This is a genomic window from Synechococcus sp. CS-603 (assembly GCF_977929215.1).
Map to the genome: position 1 here is coordinate 2,223,399 of NZ_OZ376778.1, position 20,102 is coordinate 2,243,500.

Consider the following 20,102-nt stretch of genomic DNA (forward strand, 5'->3'; position numbering starts at 1 on the left):
AACCTGACCAAATTGAACTGATGAGCAGACCCCTGCCTACCTCACAGAACGTCCCGGGCCGTGCTTCCGCTCTGAGCTGCGATCCAGGGCGCTGGAACCAGCGCTACAGAGAAGGGGGTGATGGCTGGGAACTGGGCCAGCCAGCTCCGCCGTTGGAGAAATTTCTGCGTTGCCATCCCGAGTCACCTGCGCACAAAGGGAAAGTGCTGGTCCCTGGCTGCGGACGCGGGCATGAGGCAGCCCTGCTGGCTGAACTCGGGTTTTCGGCGGTGGCGCTGGACTTCAGCAGTGTGGCCATTCAGGAGGCGCGCCGGATTCATGGCCCCGATCGCTCCGAGTTGCGTTGGCTCCAGGCCGATCTGTTTGATGCGTCTGCGCTCAGCGCTGCCGGTCTGACCAAGGGAAGCTTGGATGGCGTGGTCGAGCACACCTGTTTCTGTGCCATCGATCCAGGTCTGCGCAAGGCCTACCTAGGCACGATCCAAAGACTGCTCAAGCCAGGCGGCTGGCTGCTCGGCTTGCTGTTCTGCCAGAGCCGCGAAGGCGGCCCGCCCTTTGGCAGTGACCCGCAGGAGCTGGCCTGCCAATGGCGCCAGGCTGGTTTCGTCTCAGACATCTGGGAGCCGGCCCAGGGATCCGTGGCCCAGCGCCGTGAGGAGTGGCTGGGTCTTTGGCGAAAACCGAGTGGGTGCTGACCCTGATTGACGCAGGCGGCTTGTCCCGGGACCATCCCGCAGCCGTTGCCCCGTAACAGGCCCAGCGAATAAGGCATCCGACTTCAGATTAATACAACGATATCAGGATAAAGACATTAGAATGACTCCATGGTGAAGCCATCACCGGCAGCACCCGCTCTCTTGCCCGGCCGTTCTGCGGCCCGTGTGATGACTTCACTGACTGACGCCGAAATCCAGGCACTGCACGATGCTCTGAACGACGAGTATCACGCCTGGGCCACCTATACCCAGGTACTGGAGGACTTTGGGCCGGTACGCCCTTTTCAGCACATCCGCGATTCGGAGCAGCGCCATATTCAGGCCTTGCAGCATCTTTTTCACCGCTACAACCTCACCGTTCCTACCAATCCCTGGAGTGCGGTAAACCTGAGCCATTACGCCAGCGCGCAGGAGGCCTGTGAAGCCGGTGTGCAGGCAGAGATCGACAACGTTGATCTCTACCAACGGATCCTGAGGGCTACCCAACGGCCAGAAATGCTACGGGTGTTTGAACGCCTGCGGTCGGCCTCCCAGAACCGCCACCTGGCTGCCTTTCAGCGTGCTGCAGCCCGGTTCAACTTCAACACAAATCCTGTGGCTGCCCAAGTGAACAATGCATGCCCAGGCGGTGGAGGCGGCGGTCGTCGAGGGCGAGGCCACTGCGGAAGGCAGCGGCATGGTCGAATGCCGCTGATACCTGAGCAATAAAGGCGGAAACCATCACGCACAGTTCTCTGTGCTTCAAGCCGACTATGCAATTGGGGTCAAGAGGTTGAGCTGCTGGCATGATTCGTAAAGTTATCAGGTCATAGCTATATATTCATCGATCATTCGAGGTCGCAATAGGCTAAAGCTCGGACTCGCTGAGAGTTTCAGGTAATGGCCCTGTGGGTTTGGCTGAATTCCACATGCGCGTGCTGAGATAACGCTCCCCACCACTCGGTTGGATGACAACAATACGTTGACCTTGAAACTCAGGTCTCCGTCCGATCTGCACCGCGGCATACACTGCCGCGCCTGTTGAAATACCACTCAAAATCCCTTCTTCCTGAGCTAGTTGCCGTCCAGTTTCATAGGCTTGAGCCTCGGTAACTGTAATGATCTCATCGATCAAATCAATTCTCAAGACATCAGGAATGAAGCCCGCCCCAAGGCCCTGAAGATCGTGTTGTCCTGCAGGTTGCCCACTTAGTATGGCGCTATGGGACGGTTCAACAGCAACAATCTTGAGAAGAGGGTTCTGCTGCTTGAGGTATTGTCCAGCTCCCGTGAGCGTACCGCCTGTTCCAACGCCAACGACGAAAACCCCAAAATCGCCATCGGTGTCTTCCCAGATTTCAGGACCGGTGGTTTCATAGTGAATTTTAGGGTTGGCAGGATTGCTGAATTGATGCGGCGAAAAAGCATTCGTCAACGTTCCCAGCAGATAGTTGGCATGGGCAATCGCTCCAGGCATATCAGCTTGAGCAGCGGTCAAGATAACCTCAGCACCATAGGCACGTAAGATCTGTTGCCGCTCTCTGCTCATATGTTCAGGCATCGTCAGAATCAGCCGATAGCCCCTTGCCGCACAGACCATGGCAAGACCAATCCCGGTATTCCCAGAGGTTGCTTCAACAATGGTGGAGATCCCTGGTTGGATCAACCCAGCATTTTCCGCCTCCATAATCATGCTCGCCGCAATTCGATCTTTGACCGACTGGGCAGGATTGAGACCTTCAAGCTTTAAGACGATATCTGCGTCACAGCCCCACCTCCGCGGCAGCCGTTGAAGCTGCACCAGAGGCGTGCGTCCGATCACTTCAAGCACACTGGGATAGATCTTCATGGTGTTTCTGATGGGTCGTTCAAACAATGAGCCAGAAGCCACCGACTGTTAGTCCAACCATCAAGAGAAGGTGGGGCAAGTTGCTCAGTAGCGTCCGTTTTGTGATTCTCAACAGCGGATAGAGGCTGAACACCAGAGCTGCAAGCAATGTCACGCCCTGTATGAAGACGGCTACATCAGCGCTCCAGGTGAGAATGGGTAAACCAATCCCGCTGAATCCAAGGCTGCGGGCAAAAACTGGCACAATCTTCCCCGCTTCTGTCATCGCCGCAGGCACATAGTGAGCCAGATTAAGAGCCAGGGTGAAAGGAAGATAAGCGTAAATAGCCGTGAGATAGGGAGGCTGGTCGGGATCAAATCGGCGCGCGATCGCATGCGCCAGATAGGTCGCCAAAGCCGGAAGACTGAGCAAGAGCAGTGCAATCACGGCGCTGCTCCAAAAATGCTGGGCATCAACCGGTACAGCAGGGAATCCAAATGCAGAGAGGATTCTTTCGCTGTGGTGCATCAGTACACCGCCCAAAAGCAACAACAGGAGGGCCACTTCAGCCCAGAATCCCTGGTGATTCTCCAGCAGATCTGTGGTGGGAAAGCGCAGATTAAGCTGAACCGAACGATTCGGGCAGGCTTTCAAGCAGGTCATGCACAGAACACAATCACGATTATCTTGAAGCTGTGCGGGATGTGAATAGAGCGGGCAGCCCCCCGTCGCCTGCCCTTCGCTAGCAAGCGAATCGGCAAAAGTAACAGTCGTAGCGTCGCTCCCCTTGTAGCATCCAAAAGTGCTGCATTGGCTACCACACACCTGTTGATCTGAGCGCAACTCAACCATGGCGAGTTTGGCAAACATGCCATTCATGCCACCGATGGGGCAGAGATAGCGGCACCACAAACGCCGCTCGTAGATCAGGCTACAAATCACCGCTCCTGCGGTAATCGCCAGGAGCAGCCAGGCCGAGAGATAGGCACTGTTGGGCAAGTCCCAGAGCTTTTCCCATAGATAAATCACCACAAAGCCGCCGAATAGCACCCACGCCCCCCAGCGATTGAGCCATTGGGTTGGCCACGGCAGCTGCTGGCGAGGGAATAACCACAGCGAGGCGCGTCGCAACCATTCCGCTGTGATCATAAAGGGACAAACTGCACACCACAGCCGGCCAATGAAAACAAACAACAGCAAATATCCCGGCCACCACCAAGCCCAAAAGAAATTCAAGGTCACACTGCTCTCTCGTGTTTGCGGCCCCAAAAATCCAGCCAGGGTTACGGGCACAAAAAGCGCCATCATCACGATCCACAGACCTTCGGGGTACCAGCGGCTCAGCAAAAGACCCCTTAGCCAGGGAATCTGGGTGAGCAGGTCGACGCGGAAGGCATTTCTTGGCGACTGCACCGACCAAAGAGCCTGCTCTGGAATGATCAACTGCCCGGCAGGTGACATAATCACTGCACGGTTAAGAATCGCCGCTAGCTCTATGATGTTGCCGGGATAGGCATAGCTGATCAGGCGGCGTAGATCCGACTGAGAGAGGGTCATCAGTGGACGACTCTGGGCTTGACAAGACTGCGCGAGGAAGTGACTAGTAAAGTCAGGAATATCAGCCTTTCGCTGGGAAAGACTGAACAGTTTGATCGTCATACCCTCAAAGCCTGAAAGTACCAACTTTTCAGGAGATGTAAAAATGAGCCGTACCAACGACGGAAAAGTTTTGGGGGTACTATTGGACGCAACATTGAGCTGAATGTTGCCAGTGTTGCAATAGGCAATCAGACGAGCTTGATCCTCCACACTGAGAACCTGGAGGTTGCTCAGCAACAACGTTCCACGCTCCATTAGTTCAATGAGCCCGGCCTCAGACCCTTCACGGCCAAATAACAAATCTGTGTTGAGGGCACCATGTGCTGATCGAGGCAGCTGCCCACAGTCCAGTTCTGCAAAAGGTTGGTCTGCCAGGCCCGAGCGACTATGAATCAGCCCGGCAACGAAGGTCTTACCAGAGCCCTTCGGCCCGAGCAGGACGACCGGCTGGAGCAGCGTGGCAGCTTGGTCAATCGTGTCGTTCAGCTTCTGGCTGAATTTGCTGCTGCCCAGGATGGTCTCGCCTGCTGGCACCGAGCAGATGTAATCCCGCAACCCTTGGACGCGTTGCTGTTCCCGGGCGATACGGGTGCTAAAGGCATTGAGATCTTCAGCCAGCACAGTATTGAACAGATGCTCAATCTCGGTGTACTGCTGCGTGAGCTGCCGCAACAGACGCTGGGGCAAAAACCAGATTTCACTGGCTGTCAGGGCGATGGCCTGCGTCTGGTGTTGGGCGCTGCCTGGATTGGCCAGGAGCGAAACGTAGCCAAAAAGCTCACCCGCACTGCGCTGACGAATGAGTGATTGACCGATCGGAGAAAGCCGCTGAATCTCTACGGCCCCCCACTTCAGCAGATACAATCCCAGTGACGATTGACCTTCACGGTAGATCAGCGTTCCAGCTTCAACCCTCAGCAGGTGTAGCGATCGCGCTAATTCTTTTCGGGCAAGATCAGGTAGCTGCCCCCAGAGGCGATGGAATTGCAGCCAGTTTGAGTACTCTTGAATGCGGCTCTCCTCTTGGGCAGGCATTCCTTCAAGGCCCATTCCCAGAGGTCGATGATCGAGGCCTGAAGGGTGAGGGCTGGGGAAAACACTAACCATGCTTTCATGGTAATAGCTTCAAGGCTTAATAATTGACGACTTCCGTAAAGTTGCTGGTTTTTTTAAGTTTTGGTTGGCCTCGATTCAAGTCCGACTCAAACAGCATGCCACGATGGCTCTAATGCTGCTACCCACGTTTGATATCCTCCAAGATCTTTATCGCACGTTTCACTCACATTCCACTCTGTTACGCTGCGAGCATGGCAGATCCCTCGGCAGTCGCCTAGAGCGGTCCCCCCCGACAGGCCGATGATGAGCACAACTCCCAGCAAGAAGGGACGAATACGAGGAAGGGTGAGGATCAGTGCCATTCGTTGAATAGCTTTGCTTTATTCAGACCCATAGGCTGATCTCATTCGGTGCTCACCTTGCCACGGAAGGCAATATAGTTATAGATATTATAAAATAGCATGATTGGGATCAGTACACCAATAAAGGTGAGCATGAACACCAGCGAACTCACCGACGCTGAGGCCTGAAAGATCGTGATCGACGGCGGAATCACCGCCGGGAAAACCATTACACCTAAGCCAGCAAAGCTAACGACAAACAACAGAACGGTATAAACAAATGGCCATATCTCCTGCTCCATCGCCAAGCTGCGGAACAGCTGCACGATCAAGGCAATGCCCACGAGAGGCAACACCACAAAAAAGGGCAGAAAGGAGGGATCGAACAGTCGTTCGCGTAGCGACTCCGACACGAAGGGTGCCGTGACCGTGATCAGCAGGGCCCCACCAAGGGTGGTGGCAGCCGCCAGACGGGCGGTGCGAACGTGGAGCCGCTGCAGTTCACCGCTGGTTTTAAGGATCAGGTAAGTGGAACCGATCAGAACGTAGCCCTGGATGAGCGTAATAGCCACCAGCAGGCTGCTGGGGTTGACCCAGATCCAGACGGAGCCGGTGAAGTGGCCAGCGGCATCGGTGGGGATGCCGGAGAGAACGGTGCCAAGGCAGATGCCCTGAGAGGCGGCAGCCACCAAGCTGCCGATGCCGAACATCAGATTCCAGGGACGCTTATTGATGGAGTTCTCGCGGAATTCAAAAGCGACGGCCCGCAGGATCAGTCCCAGGATCATCAGATAGATGGGGCCATAGAGCGCCTTGAGGATGGTGCCGTAGGCCAGCGGAAAGGCCCCAAATAGAGCACCGCCCATCAGCACCAGCCAGGTTTCGTTGGCATCCCAGACATTGCCGAGGCTGGTCATCAGCACGCTGCGCTGGGTCTCACCCGTTGAGGTAAGCGACAGGATGCCCACCCCCAGATCAAAGCCATCGAGAATCACATAGAGCAGCAGGAACAGGGCCAGGATCACGAACCAGACCGTGGGCATGAACCATTCGAGGAAGTCCATGCTCAGGCGCTCGGGGTGGGGTTGGCAAGAACGCTGGCCCCTCCACCATTCGGGGGCTCGAGGCTGAGATTCGGGCCCTTGGCAATGATTTGGGAACCGAAGTAGAGCGCAAAGATCAGTAGCACCGTGTAGATCACGGCGAAACCGCTCAAGCTGGTGAGCACCTCTGCGGCGGGCAGGACCGAGGCCGCGTCAGCGGTGCGCAGCTGGCCATAGACGGTCCAGGGCTGGCGGCCCACGCAACGCACCACCCAGCCCGATTCGATCGCCAGGTAGCCGGCCGGGGCCGAGAGGATCCAGGCCCAGCTGAACCAGGGCCACTGGCCTAAGCTGTCGGCGCTGAGGCGGCCGCGCCACCAGAACAGCAGGCTGAGGGCCATCAGGGCCGCTGCTGCCAGGCCGATCGCCACCATCACCCGGAAGGAATAGAAGAGCAGCCCCACCATGTGCGGCCGTTGGTCGGCGGGCCAGCTATTGAGACCCCGCAACGGCTGGCTGAGCTGGGGCCGTGTTTCCAGGATCCAGCTGAAGGCTCCAGGCAGCGCCAGGCTCCAGCGGTTGCTGCCGCTAGCCTCATCAGGGGCTGCCAGCACGCTCCAGGCGGGGGAGCTGCCGGCGGCCTGATCGTCCCAGAGGGCCTCGATTGCCGCCAGTTTGGTGGGCTGGTATTCGGCCACCTGCACAGCGCTTTCGTGGCCGGCCAGAATCTGCAGCGGCGCTACCGCCAGCAGGATCACCAGCGCCAGCTTGAAGGAGAACAGGAAAAACTCCGGCGCCTTGCTGCGCATCAGCGACCAGGCACTGATCGCCGCCACTACGAGCATCGAAGTTTCCAGCGTGGCCAGGGCCATGTGGATCACACTTTTGACCATGAAGGGGTTATTGATCGCAGCAAAATAGTTCTGCACCTGGAAGTGACCATCGGAGAAGGTGCCGCCCGATGGGGTCTGCAGCCAGGAGTTGGCGCTGAGGATCCAGAACACCGAGAGGTTGGCGCCGAAGGCCACCATCACCGTGGAGAGGAAGTGGATGGCCGGCGGCACCCGCGTCCAGCCGTACAGCATGATCCCGAGAAAACCGGCCTCGAGCATGAAGGCCATCGCCCCCTCAAAGCCCAGCACTGAGCCGAAGAAATCACCGGCGAATTCGGATAGGGGCGCCCAGTTGGTGCCGAACTGGAACTCCATCGGCAGCCCCGAGGCCACGCCGATGCCGAAGTTGAGCACGTAGAGCTTTGCCCAGAAGCGGCACTGGTGGTAATACAGGGGGTTGCGTGTGCGCAGCCAGATGGCTTCGAGTACCACCAGATAGATCGCCAGCCCAGTGGAGAGAACGGGCCAGAGCATGTGAAAGATCGCCGTCAGGGCGAACTGCAGCCGTGAGAGGACGATGGTGTCGGCAAGCCAGTTCATGGAGAAGCTGCGGCGGAGAGGTGCGGGAGCGACACCGTGACAACAAGCCGGCCAGCTTGCCAAGCTTTGATAGTGGCACCAGTCTGTGGCAAGCTAGGACAAGCCGTGGGGGTGCAATGGAATGTTGCAATCACCATTCTGTTGCTGGCGAATTCACAAAGGGGATGTTTCCACCCTTTGCTGGCCCTTTGCGGCCGTGGCCCGTTCCGCGGAGTCTGCATAGGCTGCCTTTGACGCTTGTTGGTCGACCTCATACCCCAACCATCCACGGCGCGCAGGTTCTGCGCTTTGCTCTGCAGCATTGCCCTGAGCGGCCTGGTGGGGCGGTGGAACGTGACCGGCATGGGGGTCACGTCACCACCGGATCGTCGACAACTACGCCACGCATAAGCACGCCAAAGTCCGCACCTGGCTGGCCCAGCGGACCCGTTTCCCTATCCACTACACCCCCACCTACGCCTCCTGGCTTAACCAGGTGGAGCGTTGGTTTGGAATCATCACGCAGCGGGCGATCCGCCGCGGCAACATCTCCAGCATCAAGGAGCTGATCGGCAAAATCAAGCAATTCATCGCCGCCTACAACTAGACCAAGGCCCCGTTCAGCTGGACGGCTACGGCGGTTTCAATCCTGGAGAAGCTCCAAAGACTTTGCTCGCATATTTCCTGTATTCCACAATCTGCCTGCACAAAGCGCACTGTTCTGGCTCAGCTTGCCATGCCTGCTGAAAAATTGCTGCTCGCAGGGATGGGGGCCGCGCTCGATCGCGCCTTTGGCAGGCTATCGCCACATGGCACCACTTACCATGACGAAAAACAAGAGCATCTACATGGTGATGCTACAAACCTGGTTGGACCGGTGACTTGGTGGCATCCAACAACTTATCGGCTAGGGCCTGCTTCATGGATTTCAAGAGGGAATGAGCTGATTCCAGGGTGCAGACGTTCCTGCAGAAGAAACAGACACCTCTAGGACTTCGCTTCTCCATACGGACGAGGTCAGCGCCAGCCGCTGAGTTGAAGGCCTCCGCCTTCTTCTGCAAGCTGCTGCAGGGCATACTCAGATCACGTGAAGCATAAGTATTCACTTCCTGCCATAGATCCCGAAACACGGCAAACATCCTTGCCGCCCTATCTGCCCGTTTGATGATCGGCGCCGAACTACCTGCAGCCTTTGCTCCCGAGAGCGCGCCTAAGAATTTCTGAAAGGCAGTGCTGGTGTCGGGCAGATTGTTTTTCAGCTGCCCCTTGTCACGGAGAAAGGCTCCTGTGTGGCGCATGGCGATAGCGAGAATATCCTCTTCAGGACTGGTATTCACCAATCCTCGCCGCCACGCGTGTGTGTAGTACATGCGCTCGGACACGACGAGCGGAGCGCCGACCACCAGCCCGGCAGCACCTTGCGGCGTATTAGGAATCTCGCATCCTATGGGCGATCCACTGGCAGGAGGTTGACAAGGAATGAAGCGCAGGCTTCGATCAGGCCCTATGGGGAAACCATAGTGTGGTACTTCGGCGACCGGTCTGATCTCCCCCTGAAAGCGCACCCGGATCCAGGGGTCGTCGTCATTGCTCCATCGGATCAGAGCTTTATCCAGATCCACGAGCAGCGACCCCTGGGCAGGAAGCATCCAGAGGGTGGATACCAGCAGGGAAACCAGATGGCTTTTGTTCAGGTGCATGTGCTCAGAGGGCAGAAGCCCACCCCAGAAGGCTAGAAAAAAGGAGAATGGTTGTCCACCGGACCTGGCGGCAACCAGGGAAATGAGTCAAAACTGGGCCCATGGCATTGGAAAAAACCAACAGAGGTACTGTCGTTGCAGTTCGGGAGAGCGTTGTTGATGTGCATTTTCCTCAACAACTTCCGTCACTATTGAATCGATTGGATGCTGGAGAAGATGGCCATGTCGTGATTGAAGTAGTCAGCCATCTCAGCACCGAGGTCGTGCGGTGCATCGCCTTGACCACGGCCTCAGGGCTGGCGAGGGGCTCACTTGTTATCGACACTGGTCATTCGTTAAGGGTTCCAGTCGGCAAACAACTGCTGGGACGCATGTTAAATGTATTCGGGGAGGCTATCGATCAGGGTGATCGAATCGAGGGCGTGGCCCGGCGATCCATTCACCAATCCACCGTTCCATTAGTCGAACTATCGACCCATCCGGAAATTCTGGAAACGGGCATCAAGATAATCGATATCCTGACTCCAGTGGAACGTGGTGGCAAGGCGGGGCTATTCGGTGGGGCCGGAGTGGGGAAGACAGTGCTGATCATGGAAATGATCCACAACATGGTGCGTCACCATCAAGGGATTAGCCTGTTTTGCGGAATCGGAGAAAGAAGTAGAGAGGGAGAAGATCTTTATCGCGCCATGCAAAACGCGGAGCTTCTGGACAAGACCGTGATGGTCTTCGGTCAGATGAGCAAGCCGCCGGGTGCCCGTTACAGGGTAGGCCACGCAGCTCTAACGATGGCTGAATACTTTCGTGATGACGCTCACCAAGATGTGCTGCTGCTAATAGATAATATTTATCGTTTCATTCAGGCAGGCCAGGAAGTCTCTGGTTTAATGGGGGAACTGCCATCCAAGGTCGGCTACCAACCGGCCTTGGCCTCTGAGCTGGCGGCGCTTGAGGAACGGATCTCCAGCACCTCCTCGGGGGCGATCACCTCGATTCAGGCTGTGTATGTTCCAGCTGACGACTTCACAGACCCCGCAGCCGTACATACGTTCGGTCACCTCTCCTCCACAATTCTGCTATCACGTAAGCGGGCCAGCCAGGGCTTCTATCCTGCTGTTGATAGCCTTGGCTCGAATTCCAAAATGCTGATGAGTGGCATCGCCGGCCAGCGCCACTATTCCATCGCGCTTGCCGTTAGAGAAGCTCTGGCAACCTACGAAGAACTGAAAGATCTCATTGCGATGCTGGGGATCGAGGAGTTGTCTTCCTATGATCGCAAGTTAGTAAACCGGGCTCGGCGACTGGAAAAGTTTCTCACACAACCTTTCTTCACTACCGAGCAATTCACCGGCAAACCCGGTCGACATGTGAAACTTATCGACGCTCTGGAGGGATGTGAACGGATCCTCAACGATGATTTCGCTCAAGTTCCCGAATCCGCGCTCTACATGATTGGTACCATTGACGAGGCTGTGGCCTGATGGAGTTGCAGGTGCTGGCGCCCTTTGAGGAGATCCTTCGGGCCGATGTCGTTAAGGTGCTGGCGGAGAGCCAAAGCGGATACTTCGCTCTGCTTCCGCATCATGCCGATCTGGTGAGCACCCTGGTCCCAGGGATTCTTTCATATGAATACTTAGATGGTCGCGATGGATTCGTGGCAGTGGACGAGGGACTTCTGCTCAAGAGAGGGAGTCAGTTGATGGTCACAGTTCGTCAAGGCGTGGCAGGAGGATCCCTGGAGACGTTGCAAAAGACAGTGGTGGAAAAGTTTCAGGCCCTTGATGTGCGGGAAGAGCAGGCTCGTGCCGTACTGGCGAGACTAGAAGCCAGCTTTGTGCATGGCCTGGCGGGGCTGGGAGAGTGGGGATGAGACCGACTAGCGGCAAGAGTTTCCGACCCCGGCAAAAGCCACCATCGCTTGCCTCTCAAGTGCGGTATAAGGCCGAAAGTCGGCTTCGCGCCAAGGCTGAGGGTGATCGGAACATCGTGATTAGGGGGCTTGGTCTATCTGGAATGGTGGGCTGGTCTGTAACCCTGCCGGCACTGCTTGGTCTTGCGCTGGGGATGTGGATTGACAGGCGTTTCCCCAACTCCTATTCATGGACATTAATGTTCTTAATACTCGGAATCGTGCTGGGCTGTTGGAACGCCTGGCGATGGATGCAACAGCAGCAGGACGAGCCATAATGGTCAGGTCCTTTGTCTCTGAATTCTAGCGTGGCAGCACTTCTCGCTAACGTTTCACTTCTGATAGCCCTGCTTGTCGGGTTTGTACTGGGTCTGTGCTTTTTCACCTCTCTATGGCTCACAGTGCGCCATCTACCTCGCTCCTCCAATCCGGTGCTACTGATGCTTGGAAGCGGGCTGGCAAGGGTTGCCATAGCAGTTCCTGTTTTCTATTTTGTGGCCGCAGGCCAGTGGCAACGTGTGGCTGCCGCCCTACTGGGTTTTGTACTCGCCCGCTCTCTGCTGATCCTCCGCTGGCGCCCCATCCCTTCAACAGAGCCTACTTTTCTGGATGACTAAGGCATGCAGCTAAGCCCCGATACGAACGTGATTGCAAGCTGGGGGCCTTGGACACTCAGTGCCACCATAGTCTTCACCTGGCTCACGATAGCCGTGCTGGTCGGCTTCTCCCTGTGGTTAGGGCGAGGCCTAAGCGCCGAAGGCATTCCCTCCCACGTGCAATCTATTGTTGAGACTATTGTTGAGGAAATCTGCCAACAAATTGAGGATGTTACACAGCAAGATCCAACTCTTTACCTACCCTTCGTTGGTAGCCTATTTTTATTCATTGTAACCGCCAACATTCTGACAATCATTCCCGGCTTCGAGCCGCCAACCGGTTCACTTTCGACTACCGTAGCACTTTCGATTTGTGTATTTTTTGCGGTTCCCATTTATGGCATTGGTCATTTAGGCTTGCGCCGCTACCTACTCTCCTACTTGAAGCCAACACCGCTGATGTTGCCCTTTCAGATCATCGGTGAGTTCTCTCGAACGGTTGCGCTTGCAATGCGTCTGTTTGGCAATATAATGAGCGGAAGCCTGATCACAGCTATCCTTCTGTCCATTGTGCCGTTCTTTATCCCGGCTCTGATGCAGGCGATGGGACTTGTTTTTGGAGTGATTCAGGCCTATGTCTTCGCGGTGCTTTCGTTGGTCTATATCTCATCAGCGGCTAGCATTAGTGATGAATCCCGGGGTTACTCCCCCGTCAAAAAAACTGGAGCCCCCCCATGAGTGACCTCGCCCTAATAGGCATAGCCTCCATCGCTGGAGCCGCCTTTACGATGGCCGTGGGCTCGATTGGCCCTGCCCTGGGGGAAGGCTGGGCGGTTGCACGCGCTTTGGGAGCGTTGGCCCAGCAGCCTGATAAGGCCAATGTAATTACCCGCACCCTCTTTGTTGGGCTGGCGATGGTTGAGTCAACCGCCATTTATTGCCTGGTTGTAGCGATGGTCCTGATTTTCGTTAATCCATTTTGGATTTATTTCAAAGGACTCTGACATGCTTGTTGACTGGTTTATTGTTGCGGCCCAGATTTTTAATTTTTTACTCCTTGTAGCCCTGCTTCGCTGGGTTCTCTACGATCCAATCCGCAATGTAATTCGAAAGCGTCGGGATCGAATCATGCACGACATCGAGAAAGCAAAAGAATTTCAGCAAACGGCCCAGGGGGAAATGGAGGAGCAGCAGCGCCTCCGCCGTGATCTTGAAGCGCATCATCAGCAGCTCCTCGCCGAGGCCAATGCCGACGTGCAGGCGCAGCGTAATGATCAGCTCAGTCGCATGCGCAATGAGCTGGATGAGCTACGCCATCGCAGTTATCTGTCGCTCAAAGAAGAGAAGGAGGCCTGCCTCCTGACTGTGAGTCAGCGAGTCCTTCAGGAGAGTCAGTCCATTGCACGCAAGGCGCTAAAGGATCTAGCCAACGCCAATCTTGAGCATCAGATTGTGGATGTGTTTCTCGATAGGCTGAAGCATCTTGAGCCCTTCGAGCGAAATTCAATTCAGGTAAAGGATGGGAAAAGTAATGGACCTATCACGGTCCGTACCTCATTCCCCCTTTCAGCGGAACTCCGTCAGGCTCTGATTGATCAGTTGCTTGCGTCTCTCGCTTGCAACGGATGTGTAACATTCATCGATGATCCCCTGTTCCCCATTGGCATCCAGCTTGGGATTGAAGGGAAAGCGATCCGCTGGACGCTGGATCACTACCTTAGCGATCTCGATCAACATCTAACCAAGGCCCTCCTTCCGAACAGCGGCTCCCTTCATGACTCAGCGACAACATCAGCTTGAAGCTGCTTTGCTCGGGGCGCTGGATTCGCTGAGTCGTTCCGTCGCCGTGTTCTGCCCGGCCCTTTCCGTACAGGAGATTGGCGTCACCCTTTCTGTACGAGGTGGAATTGCTCAAGTGAGTGGACTTCCTAATGTGCGATCTGATGAACTCGTCAGTTTCTCTTGCCAGGATGAGCGATCAGGCACGTCATCCCTTCTTGGAATCGCCTTCAATCTCGACCCTGAGGAAGTAGGAGTGGTCCTGCTGGGGGACGGTCGTCATCTCAGTGCCGGGGATCCGGTCGTTCGAACAGGCCGGGTCGTGGAGGTGCCGGTTGGTGAGGGTCTGCTGGGCCGCACGATCACGGCCTTAGGTGAACCACTTGACGGATTGGGAGCCGTCGAATTCAGCGCGATGCGCCCAATCGAACGCGAAGGTCCGGCGATCCTGGAGCGGGCGGCAGTAACGGTGCCACTTCAGACCGGCTGGAAAGTTGTTGATGCACTGATTCCGATCGGCCGAGGCCAGAGGGAGCTCATCATCGGAGATCGTCAGACAGGAAAGACTCTGCTGGCTATTGATACGATACTCAATCAGAAAGGCAAGGACGTTATATGCATTTACTGCGCGATGGGACAGCGTTCAGCCTCCATCGCGAACGTGATTGCGACCCTCTCAAAATATGGCGCAATGGAGTATAGCATCGTAATTGTTGCCTCGGGACAGGATTCACCAGGGCTGCGCTATGTTACACCTTATGCCGCTACCACGATGGCAGAATACTTTATGGAGAAGGGGCGTGATGTGCTGATTGTTTATGATGATCTCACCCACCACGCACGCACGTATCGGGAGATCTCCCTTCTGCTGCGGCGAACCCCGGGACGTGAAGCTTATCCTGGGGATATCTTCTATCTGCATTCGCGCTTACTGGAGCGGGCTACTCACCTTTCAACCGCCCTGGGCGGGGGATCTCTTACTGCGCTGCCAATCATCGAAACCCAGGCACAGAATATCTCAGCTTACGTCCCAACCAATCTAATTTCTATTACCGACGGGCAAATATATCTCTCTTCTGAACTGTTCCAAATGGGAATCTTCCCAGCTGTGGACGTTGGTAAATCGGTCTCCCGAGTCGGCTCAAAAACCCAGCTCGCCTCCCTTCGGGAGATTAGTCCTGGCCTGCGCTTAGCCTATGCCCAGTATCAGGAGATACAACTCTTCACTCGTTTTGGAACCCAACTTGATTCCAGTACCCGTGAAATCTTGCAGCGAGGGCACCAGATCCGGGATGTGCTCCGGCAGGGGCTGCACAACCCCTTGTCAGTGTCTGACCAAGTTGCCATGTTGTTTGGGACGGATGCGGGGCTCTTTGACGAGCTGCCGAAGATGAGTCTGCAACAAAAGGAAGCGAGTATTCTGAGCCATGTGCGTCAGGAGCTCGATGCCCTTTGCCAGAGGATTGATGCCGGCGAGCCCCTCACGGCAGACGATCGTGAGGCACTCTGCGTGACGATTGGCTCCGCCATTGGCGGAGCCTCAAAGCCATAAAAGCATGCAGACGCTTGAGGAGTTGCGAGCAATGATTCGCACGACAACAGAGCTTCAGTCGGTGGTACGAACAATGAAGGCACTGGCTATGGCGGGTACGCGACAGTCTCAGTTGGCGCGGGAATCACTCGTCGCCTATACCGCTAATGTGGAGCAGGCCCTGCAGGCTGTGCTGCGGTTGCAGCGCTTTGACGCCGGCCCTTCTTCTCTGACTTCTTTATTGCCTTCTGTCTCCTCCACTGGGGATGTGGGAGTGATTCTTTATGGATCTAGCCACGGACTTTGTGGTCCGTTCAACGAACAGATCGTGACCTTCACTGTTGAGGAACTACGGCGCCTTGGCATCGCCGACCAGCGATGCAGGATGGCGGTGGTTGGAGACCGCCTCTCCACCCTGCTGGATGGTGGCCCCCTACCGATTGAGGCACGTTTTTCACTGCCCAGTTCGCTGGAGGCGGCTTCAGCACTGCTTCAGGAACTCCTCCCGTTGATCGAAGGCTGGCGATTCCCTGATTCAACCGCTGGGGCAATGAAGGCAGGTCCCGAATGGGCCGATATGGAGCATTCGAGCACCTGTGTCGTACGGATCTTGCTTGTGTACCAGAGTTATCTTGCTGCGACGACCCATCAGCCCACGGTGCGGCAGCTCCTGCCCCTTAATCCCTCTTGGCTGGCGAATCTGCAATGGCGTGAGTGGGAATCGTGCGGTGAGCCGATGAGCAACCAGCCGCTGCCCGGCCTTTTCGCAGACATCGTGCAGGAGTATCTCCACCTCTCCCTATTCCGGGCCGCGGTTGAATCGTTGGCCAGCGAGAATGCTGCTCGACTCGCAGCCATGCACGCTGCGGGAGAACACATCGAGGAGCGCCTCTATGACTTGAATGCTATGCACCGACAGCAGCGGCAGAATGCGATCACCGGTGAACTCCTCGACATCGTTTCTGGTTTCGAAGCTCTTCGGCAGAGAGAGTGAACCGATTTGTGCCAGTGGAATAAAGTTTTCGCTATTGCTTCTTGATTTCAGTAACCACGGATAGGACGAGTTCTCGTTCATGCGTTTCCCGCTTTGCAGAAGATGACACCCCTCTCATCCACAACTCAAGGGCCCTGATGCGAGACATTTGATGAAACAGATCAAGGCGTCGTTGTACGAGATGGGCTAGCCGAAGGTTTCTACGAAGCAGTTGGCTGATGCCCGCCAATCACCTAGGGGCTCTTGTTGAAGGGGGCTGTTCAATGTATTGCCGTTGCTAGCGACTTGGAATCAACTAACATTTGCATGCCCATCGGCTGGTTGACAAGATTGGCTATCACAAGACATTTGACCTTGAACAAGAAAAAGATATTACCTGGTGCGTCACTGAGAGTCTCAAAGTTTCCTTGCCCTTTAGCAATAATTAGATCGGCAGTCTCAAATCTGTCGCGAAGATCTTGATTGCATTCCGTCAGGATGGTTCCTGGAGCGTCTGAACCATTGTCCATAACCTCAACAATTTGATCAAGCCCCACCGTTCGCGCATCCGCAAGCGTGGCATCATTCAGGACTGGCGCACCGCGCACAACAAAAGTAAGCCGGATCGGAAGAAGTTGTTCAACCAGAAGTCGATCAAAGGCAATTTCACCGGCATTATCAGATAAATACTAGATGGATTGAGCTTGGGTGATCGCCTGACGAAACCTCTCCTGCTCTCCAGAGAATGGGTCTGTCAGAGCTTGGTTCAAAGTTTGCCGCACATCTGCCTCTGTCAAGCTGCTATTACTGCCCATATCGATGACATTTCCAGCGATCGCCAGACGAGTTGCCATGAACAAGGGATCGCTGGCAGCTTCAACCTCAGCGCGGAACATCGGGATCAACTCCATCGCAACGCGATTTTGCCAGTCCTTCGTTGCACGGTAAGGGTCAGCGACCCCCGTAATTTCGCGCAACCGTCGATGGATGCGTTGCGCCATTGCTGGAGGTGATTGATTGAGGTCCATGTCTCCAGCCCAGCTCAGCGCATCACGTAGAATGCGCTCATGAACTAACGGATTTGTGGACACCAACCTGGCTGCATCCAAAGATTGACGCAAGAGACAGGGAATGCAATCTAACGAAGTCTTCACGATGGTTGCTCAATTCGATTGCAAGCTACGCGCTCTTCTGAAATCACTCCGGCCGAACGGTGCAGCTACCACTCAGCTGCACCGTTCGATCAGGCACTCAGCAGCTTTTGAACGATGGCGATGGCTGTGAAGGCCTGCCAGTCGAATAGCAGCAGCACTACCCCATTGATCGACACGTGCAGAACGCGCGCCCAGTTTTTGCCCTTCTGAAGCGATGACCCCAGGAAGGCTGTGGCGATCACCAGCACGGCCACACCCAGCCCAACGAAGAGGTGGGGGCCAATGATCAGCTTGCCATTTTTAAGGAAGGTGACGGCCATTCCAGCAGCAGCCCCCAGCAGCGTGACGCCCAGGATCACCGTACCCAATTGGGCATGACGCTGGCCGTATTGCAAGGGAATCATTGCCTTGCGTTCCTCGGCGCTCAGCTTGCGGATCAAGCTGGCCATGTAGCCGAGATAGCCCGAATAGAGCATCAAGCCAAGCAGCGGCATCTCTACAAGTTTGGCCAGGATGTTGGCCGCAGAATCGGCAGCGATCCTGGAGATCCAGCCCTGCAGGGCCGCGGTGTTAGGGCGCCAACCGCTCGATGCACCAGGCAACATCCGCACCAGCAGCTGAGCCCGCCTGATCCCCGGCGGGCCGATAGCGAAAGCGATCGTGCAGGCGGTTCTGTCGCCCCTGCCAGAACTCGAACTCGAATGGCAGCACGCGCAGGCCACCCCAGGCCGGCGGCAGTGGCACCTCACCACCGGCAAAGCGGCGTTTCATGGCTTCCAATTGGCTTTCGAGGATCGAGCGCGAGCCGATCACGGTGCTCTGCTGCGACACCCAAGCCCCCAGCCGGCTTCCGAACGGACGCGAGAGGAAATAGCTGAGTGATTCGGCTGCGCTGATCCGCTCGGCCCGGCCCAGGATCGCCACCTGGCGCTCCAACCCATACCAGGGAAAGAGCAGGCTCACCTCCGGGTGGGCAGCGATCTCGTTGGCCTTGCGGCTCTCGTAGTGCGTGAAGAAGACGAAGCCCCGCGCGTCAAAGGCCTTGAGCAACACGGTGCGGGCGCTGGGGCGGCAGCCATCGCTGCTGCCGAGCACCATGGCGTTGGGCTCGTTCAGCTCTGAGGCCACGGCCTGATCGAACCAGCGGCGGAATTGCGTCACCGGATCGGCCGCCAGATCGGCCCGCCGCAAGGCCGCGCTGCGGTAGTCGCGACGCAGCTGGGCGGGATCAATGGGGGCGGCGGGTGGCATGGGCGGTTAGGCAGGGCCCCATCCAACAGGGCCGCAGCCTTCAGCCTGACGCGTTGCCACCGGGGCTTGCGCCAGGATCAAAGCCATGGCCGAACCTGCGCTGACCCTTCTGTACGACGGGGCCTGTCCCCTCTGCCGCCGCGAGGTGGACACCTTGCAGGGGCGCGATCGCGGCCGGGGCCTGATTCGTTTTGTCGACATTGATGCGCCGGATTACGATCCCGCTGCCCATGGCGGCATCAGCTACCGCGAGGCGATGGGAAGCATGCGCGGCCTCGGCGCCGATGGCCGCGTGATCAAGGATGTGGCCGTGTTCCGAGAGGCCTACCGCTTGGTGGGACTGGGCTGGCTGTATGCCCCCACCGCCTGGCCCGTGATCGGCCCGTTGGTGGATGCGCTCTATGGCGTCTGGGCCAGCTGGCGCCTACGGCTGACTGGCCGGGGCGACCTGGAAATGCTCTGCCGGGGAAGGGGAGCGAGCGGATGACCCAAAAGCTGGCCCATAGCGAGCGCTACACCGCCGCCCTCAGCTGGGCCACCCAGCTGCACCGCTTCCAAACCCGCAAGGGCAAAACCGTGCCCTACATCTCCCACCTGATCGCCGTGAGCGGCCTGGTCTGGGAAGACGGCGGCAGCGAAAACGAGGCGATCGCCGCCCTGCTGCACGATGCCATCGAGGACGCAGGCCAGACCTACGACAGCATCGCGGCCGCCTTCGGGGTGGAGGTGGCCGGCATCGTGCGCGACTGCACCGACACCAGCGAGGGCCTCAGCGGCGACAACAAGGAGCCCTGGCTGCTGCGCAAAACGCGCTATCTGGCTTCCCTTGAGCGCAAACCCGAGAGCTCGCTACGGGTGACGGCAGCCGACAAGGCCCACAACGCCCGCGACATGGTGCTCGACGCCCGCCGCGATCCAAACAGCTGGGATCGCTTCAAGGCCGGCCTCGACGGCAGCGCCTGGTATTTGCTGCGGATGCACCAGACCCTCAGCCACCGCCTGCCCGGCAGCCGCTCCAGCGAGCTGCTGGGAAGATCCGTGCGGGAGATCCTCGCCAGCGAGGCCTACCTACGGCTGACGCCCACCGGCATCGCCCCGGCGGTGTGGGCGGCGGGCTACGCGGAGCGATCGATGGGGCAGTTGCAGGGCTGAGGCTGGCCCTGGCTTGATCGAGGCAGCGCAGCAGGATCACCTGAAGAGAGAGGTTGGACGTATTCCCCACCCGAAGCCAAGG

General features: G+C 57.0%; 20 protein-coding genes and 2 pseudogenes. 14 read left to right on the forward strand and 8 right to left on the reverse strand.

What is annotated here, in order from left to right; genetic code table 11:
• The first annotated feature begins 20 nt into the window (after positions 1-20).
• Positions 21-695, forward strand: coding sequence for a methyltransferase domain-containing protein (locus ACXMDM_RS11735; protein WP_071801823.1), 675 nt, complete (start codon positions 21-23; stop codon positions 693-695).
• 189 nt (positions 696-884) lie between these two features.
• The gene (locus ACXMDM_RS11740) at positions 885-1,424 is read left to right on the forward strand and encodes a ferritin-like domain-containing protein (protein ID WP_071801824.1); all 540 of its coding nucleotides are present in this window, start codon (positions 885-887) and stop codon (positions 1,422-1,424) included.
• A gap of 139 nt (positions 1,425-1,563) precedes the next feature.
• Here ACXMDM_RS11740 and cysK read toward each other — a convergent pair whose 3' ends face one another.
• The 4 genes from cysK to ACXMDM_RS11760 all read right to left on the reverse strand — a co-directional run bounded on the left by cysK (position 1,564) and on the right by ACXMDM_RS11760 (position 7,996).
• On the reverse strand, positions 1,564-2,544 hold the full coding sequence (gene cysK / locus ACXMDM_RS11745; protein ID WP_071799727.1) for a cysteine synthase A: 981 nt from the start codon (positions 2,542-2,544) through the stop codon (positions 1,564-1,566).
• A 19-nt stretch (positions 2,545-2,563) separates the two neighbouring features.
• A complete protein-coding gene (locus ACXMDM_RS11750; RefSeq protein WP_259723012.1) occupies positions 2,564-5,158 on the reverse strand; it encodes a cyclic nucleotide-binding domain-containing protein in 2,595 nt (864 codons plus the stop codon).
• 424 nt (positions 5,159-5,582) lie between these two features.
• Entirely contained in the window at positions 5,583-6,584 is a 1,002-nt protein-coding gene (cydB, locus tag ACXMDM_RS11755) for a cytochrome d ubiquinol oxidase subunit II (protein WP_071799729.1), read from the reverse strand.
• Between the two features lie 2 nt (positions 6,585-6,586).
• Positions 6,587-7,996, reverse strand: coding sequence for a cytochrome ubiquinol oxidase subunit I (locus ACXMDM_RS11760; RefSeq protein ID WP_071799730.1), 1,410 nt, complete (start codon positions 7,994-7,996; stop codon positions 6,587-6,589).
• Positions 7,997-8,354: 358 nt separating this feature from the next.
• Here ACXMDM_RS11760 and ACXMDM_RS11765 point away from each other — a divergent pair.
• Positions 8,355-8,660 (forward strand): annotated as a pseudogene (locus tag ACXMDM_RS11765) (transposase); the annotation flags it as partial.
• Positions 8,661-8,832: 172 nt separating this feature from the next.
• On the opposite strand, the gene ACXMDM_RS11770 reads toward ACXMDM_RS11765, so the two are convergent.
• Positions 8,833-9,675: a hypothetical protein gene (locus tag ACXMDM_RS11770; protein ID WP_145537087.1), complete on the reverse strand. Its 843-nt coding sequence runs from the start codon at positions 9,673-9,675 to the stop codon at positions 8,833-8,835.
• Between the two features lie 101 nt (positions 9,676-9,776).
• Between ACXMDM_RS11770 and atpD the strand changes: the two genes are divergently transcribed.
• Genes atpD through ACXMDM_RS11815 form a run of 9 tightly spaced genes read left to right on the forward strand, consistent with a single transcriptional unit; the run spans position 9,777 to position 16,484 of the window.
• On the forward strand, positions 9,777-11,156 hold the full coding sequence (gene atpD, locus ACXMDM_RS11775; RefSeq protein ID WP_071799733.1) for a F0F1 ATP synthase subunit beta: 1,380 nt from the start codon (positions 9,777-9,779) through the stop codon (positions 11,154-11,156).
• Positions 11,156-11,545, forward strand: coding sequence for a hypothetical protein (locus ACXMDM_RS11780; protein ID WP_071799734.1), 390 nt, complete (start codon positions 11,156-11,158; stop codon positions 11,543-11,545). Before atpD ends, ACXMDM_RS11780 begins: the two co-directional genes overlap by 1 nt.
• On the forward strand, positions 11,542-11,862 hold the full coding sequence (locus ACXMDM_RS11785; protein ID WP_071799735.1) for an AtpZ/AtpI family protein: 321 nt from the start codon (positions 11,542-11,544) through the stop codon (positions 11,860-11,862). The genes ACXMDM_RS11780 and ACXMDM_RS11785 overlap by 4 nt, the downstream gene beginning before the upstream one ends.
• Positions 11,863-11,892: 30 nt before the next feature.
• Complete coding sequence (locus ACXMDM_RS11790) at positions 11,893-12,201, forward strand: ATP synthase subunit I (protein ID WP_071801825.1); 309 nt, start codon at positions 11,893-11,895, stop codon at positions 12,199-12,201.
• A 3-nt stretch (positions 12,202-12,204) separates the two neighbouring features.
• The gene (locus ACXMDM_RS11795) at positions 12,205-12,918 is read left to right on the forward strand and encodes a F0F1 ATP synthase subunit A (RefSeq protein ID WP_071799736.1); all 714 of its coding nucleotides are present in this window, start codon (positions 12,205-12,207) and stop codon (positions 12,916-12,918) included.
• Positions 12,915-13,184: a F0F1 ATP synthase subunit C gene (locus tag ACXMDM_RS11800; RefSeq protein WP_071799737.1), complete on the forward strand. Its 270-nt coding sequence runs from the start codon at positions 12,915-12,917 to the stop codon at positions 13,182-13,184. The genes ACXMDM_RS11795 and ACXMDM_RS11800 overlap by 4 nt, the downstream gene beginning before the upstream one ends.
• Before the next feature lies 1 nt (position 13,185).
• Positions 13,186-13,980, forward strand: a complete 795-nt coding sequence (locus tag ACXMDM_RS11805; protein ID WP_071799738.1) for a F0F1 ATP synthase subunit B family protein — start codon at positions 13,186-13,188, stop codon at positions 13,978-13,980.
• Complete coding sequence (locus ACXMDM_RS11810; protein WP_071799739.1) at positions 13,955-15,511, forward strand: F0F1 ATP synthase subunit alpha; 1,557 nt, start codon at positions 13,955-13,957, stop codon at positions 15,509-15,511. The genes ACXMDM_RS11805 and ACXMDM_RS11810 overlap by 26 nt, the downstream gene beginning before the upstream one ends.
• A 4-nt stretch (positions 15,512-15,515) precedes the next feature.
• Positions 15,516-16,484 (forward strand): F0F1 ATP synthase subunit gamma, encoded by a 969-nt coding sequence (locus tag ACXMDM_RS11815; protein WP_071799740.1) that lies wholly within the window; start codon positions 15,516-15,518, stop codon positions 16,482-16,484.
• 260 nt (positions 16,485-16,744) lie between these two features.
• Here ACXMDM_RS11815 and ACXMDM_RS11820 read toward each other — a convergent pair.
• The 3 genes and pseudogenes from ACXMDM_RS11820 to pdxH form a co-directional block, all read right to left on the reverse strand.
• Positions 16,745-17,617, reverse strand: a pseudogene (locus ACXMDM_RS11820) (damage-control phosphatase ARMT1 family protein).
• An 89-nt stretch (positions 17,618-17,706) separates the two neighbouring features.
• Positions 17,707-18,222 carry a DUF4079 domain-containing protein gene (locus ACXMDM_RS11825; protein WP_083544314.1) on the reverse strand — a complete coding sequence of 172 codons (516 nt, stop codon included), beginning with the start codon at positions 18,220-18,222 and terminating at the stop codon, positions 17,707-17,709.
• A complete protein-coding gene (gene pdxH / locus ACXMDM_RS11830; RefSeq protein WP_071799741.1) occupies positions 18,188-18,868 on the reverse strand; it encodes a pyridoxamine 5'-phosphate oxidase in 681 nt (226 codons plus the stop codon). The genes ACXMDM_RS11825 and pdxH overlap by 35 nt, the downstream gene beginning before the upstream one ends.
• Positions 18,869-18,953: 85 nt before the next feature.
• Here pdxH and ACXMDM_RS11835 point away from each other — a divergent pair, with 85 nt between their 5' ends.
• Positions 18,954-19,355, forward strand: a complete 402-nt coding sequence (locus tag ACXMDM_RS11835) for a thiol-disulfide oxidoreductase DCC family protein (RefSeq protein WP_071799742.1) — start codon at positions 18,954-18,956, stop codon at positions 19,353-19,355.
• Positions 19,352-20,020, forward strand: coding sequence for an HD domain-containing protein (locus ACXMDM_RS11840; protein ID WP_083544315.1), 669 nt, complete (start codon positions 19,352-19,354; stop codon positions 20,018-20,020). The genes ACXMDM_RS11835 and ACXMDM_RS11840 overlap by 4 nt, the downstream gene beginning before the upstream one ends.
• Positions 20,021-20,102 lie beyond the last annotated feature (82 nt).

Excerpts from the sequence above, each read along its gene's own strand:
- ACXMDM_RS11735 (WP_071801823.1), top strand. The coding sequence starts at position 21 with ATGAGCAGACCCCTGCCTACCTCACAGAACGTCCCGGGCCGTGCTTCC.
- ACXMDM_RS11740 (WP_071801824.1), top strand. The coding sequence starts at position 885 with ATGACTTCACTGACTGACGCCGAAATCCAGGCACTGCACGATGCTCTG.
- cysK (WP_071799727.1), bottom strand. The coding sequence starts at position 2,544 with ATGAAGATCTATCCCAGTGTGCTTGAAGTGATCGGACGCACGCCTCTG.
- ACXMDM_RS11750 (WP_259723012.1), bottom strand. The coding sequence starts at position 5,158 with ATGCCTGCCCAAGAGGAGAGCCGCATTCAAGAGTACTCAAACTGGCTG.
- cydB (WP_071799729.1), bottom strand. The coding sequence starts at position 6,584 with ATGGACTTCCTCGAATGGTTCATGCCCACGGTCTGGTTCGTGATCCTG.
- ACXMDM_RS11760 (WP_071799730.1), bottom strand. The coding sequence starts at position 7,996 with ATGAACTGGCTTGCCGACACCATCGTCCTCTCACGGCTGCAGTTCGCC.
- ACXMDM_RS11770 (WP_145537087.1), bottom strand. The coding sequence starts at position 9,675 with ATGCACCTGAACAAAAGCCATCTGGTTTCCCTGCTGGTATCCACCCTC.
- atpD (WP_071799733.1), top strand. The coding sequence starts at position 9,777 with ATGGCATTGGAAAAAACCAACAGAGGTACTGTCGTTGCAGTTCGGGAG.
- ACXMDM_RS11780 (WP_071799734.1), top strand. The coding sequence starts at position 11,156 with ATGGAGTTGCAGGTGCTGGCGCCCTTTGAGGAGATCCTTCGGGCCGAT.
- ACXMDM_RS11785 (WP_071799735.1), top strand. The coding sequence starts at position 11,542 with ATGAGACCGACTAGCGGCAAGAGTTTCCGACCCCGGCAAAAGCCACCA.
- ACXMDM_RS11795 (WP_071799736.1), top strand. The coding sequence starts at position 12,205 with ATGCAGCTAAGCCCCGATACGAACGTGATTGCAAGCTGGGGGCCTTGG.
- ACXMDM_RS11800 (WP_071799737.1), top strand. The coding sequence starts at position 12,915 with ATGAGTGACCTCGCCCTAATAGGCATAGCCTCCATCGCTGGAGCCGCC.
- ACXMDM_RS11805 (WP_071799738.1), top strand. The coding sequence starts at position 13,186 with ATGCTTGTTGACTGGTTTATTGTTGCGGCCCAGATTTTTAATTTTTTA.
- ACXMDM_RS11810 (WP_071799739.1), top strand. The coding sequence starts at position 13,955 with ATGACTCAGCGACAACATCAGCTTGAAGCTGCTTTGCTCGGGGCGCTG.
- ACXMDM_RS11815 (WP_071799740.1), top strand. The coding sequence starts at position 15,516 with ATGCAGACGCTTGAGGAGTTGCGAGCAATGATTCGCACGACAACAGAG.
- ACXMDM_RS11825 (WP_083544314.1), bottom strand. The coding sequence starts at position 18,222 with ATGTTGCCTGGTGCATCGAGCGGTTGGCGCCCTAACACCGCGGCCCTG.
- pdxH (WP_071799741.1), bottom strand. The coding sequence starts at position 18,868 with ATGCCACCCGCCGCCCCCATTGATCCCGCCCAGCTGCGTCGCGACTAC.
- ACXMDM_RS11835 (WP_071799742.1), top strand. The coding sequence starts at position 18,954 with ATGGCCGAACCTGCGCTGACCCTTCTGTACGACGGGGCCTGTCCCCTC.
- ACXMDM_RS11840 (WP_083544315.1), top strand. The coding sequence starts at position 19,352 with ATGACCCAAAAGCTGGCCCATAGCGAGCGCTACACCGCCGCCCTCAGC.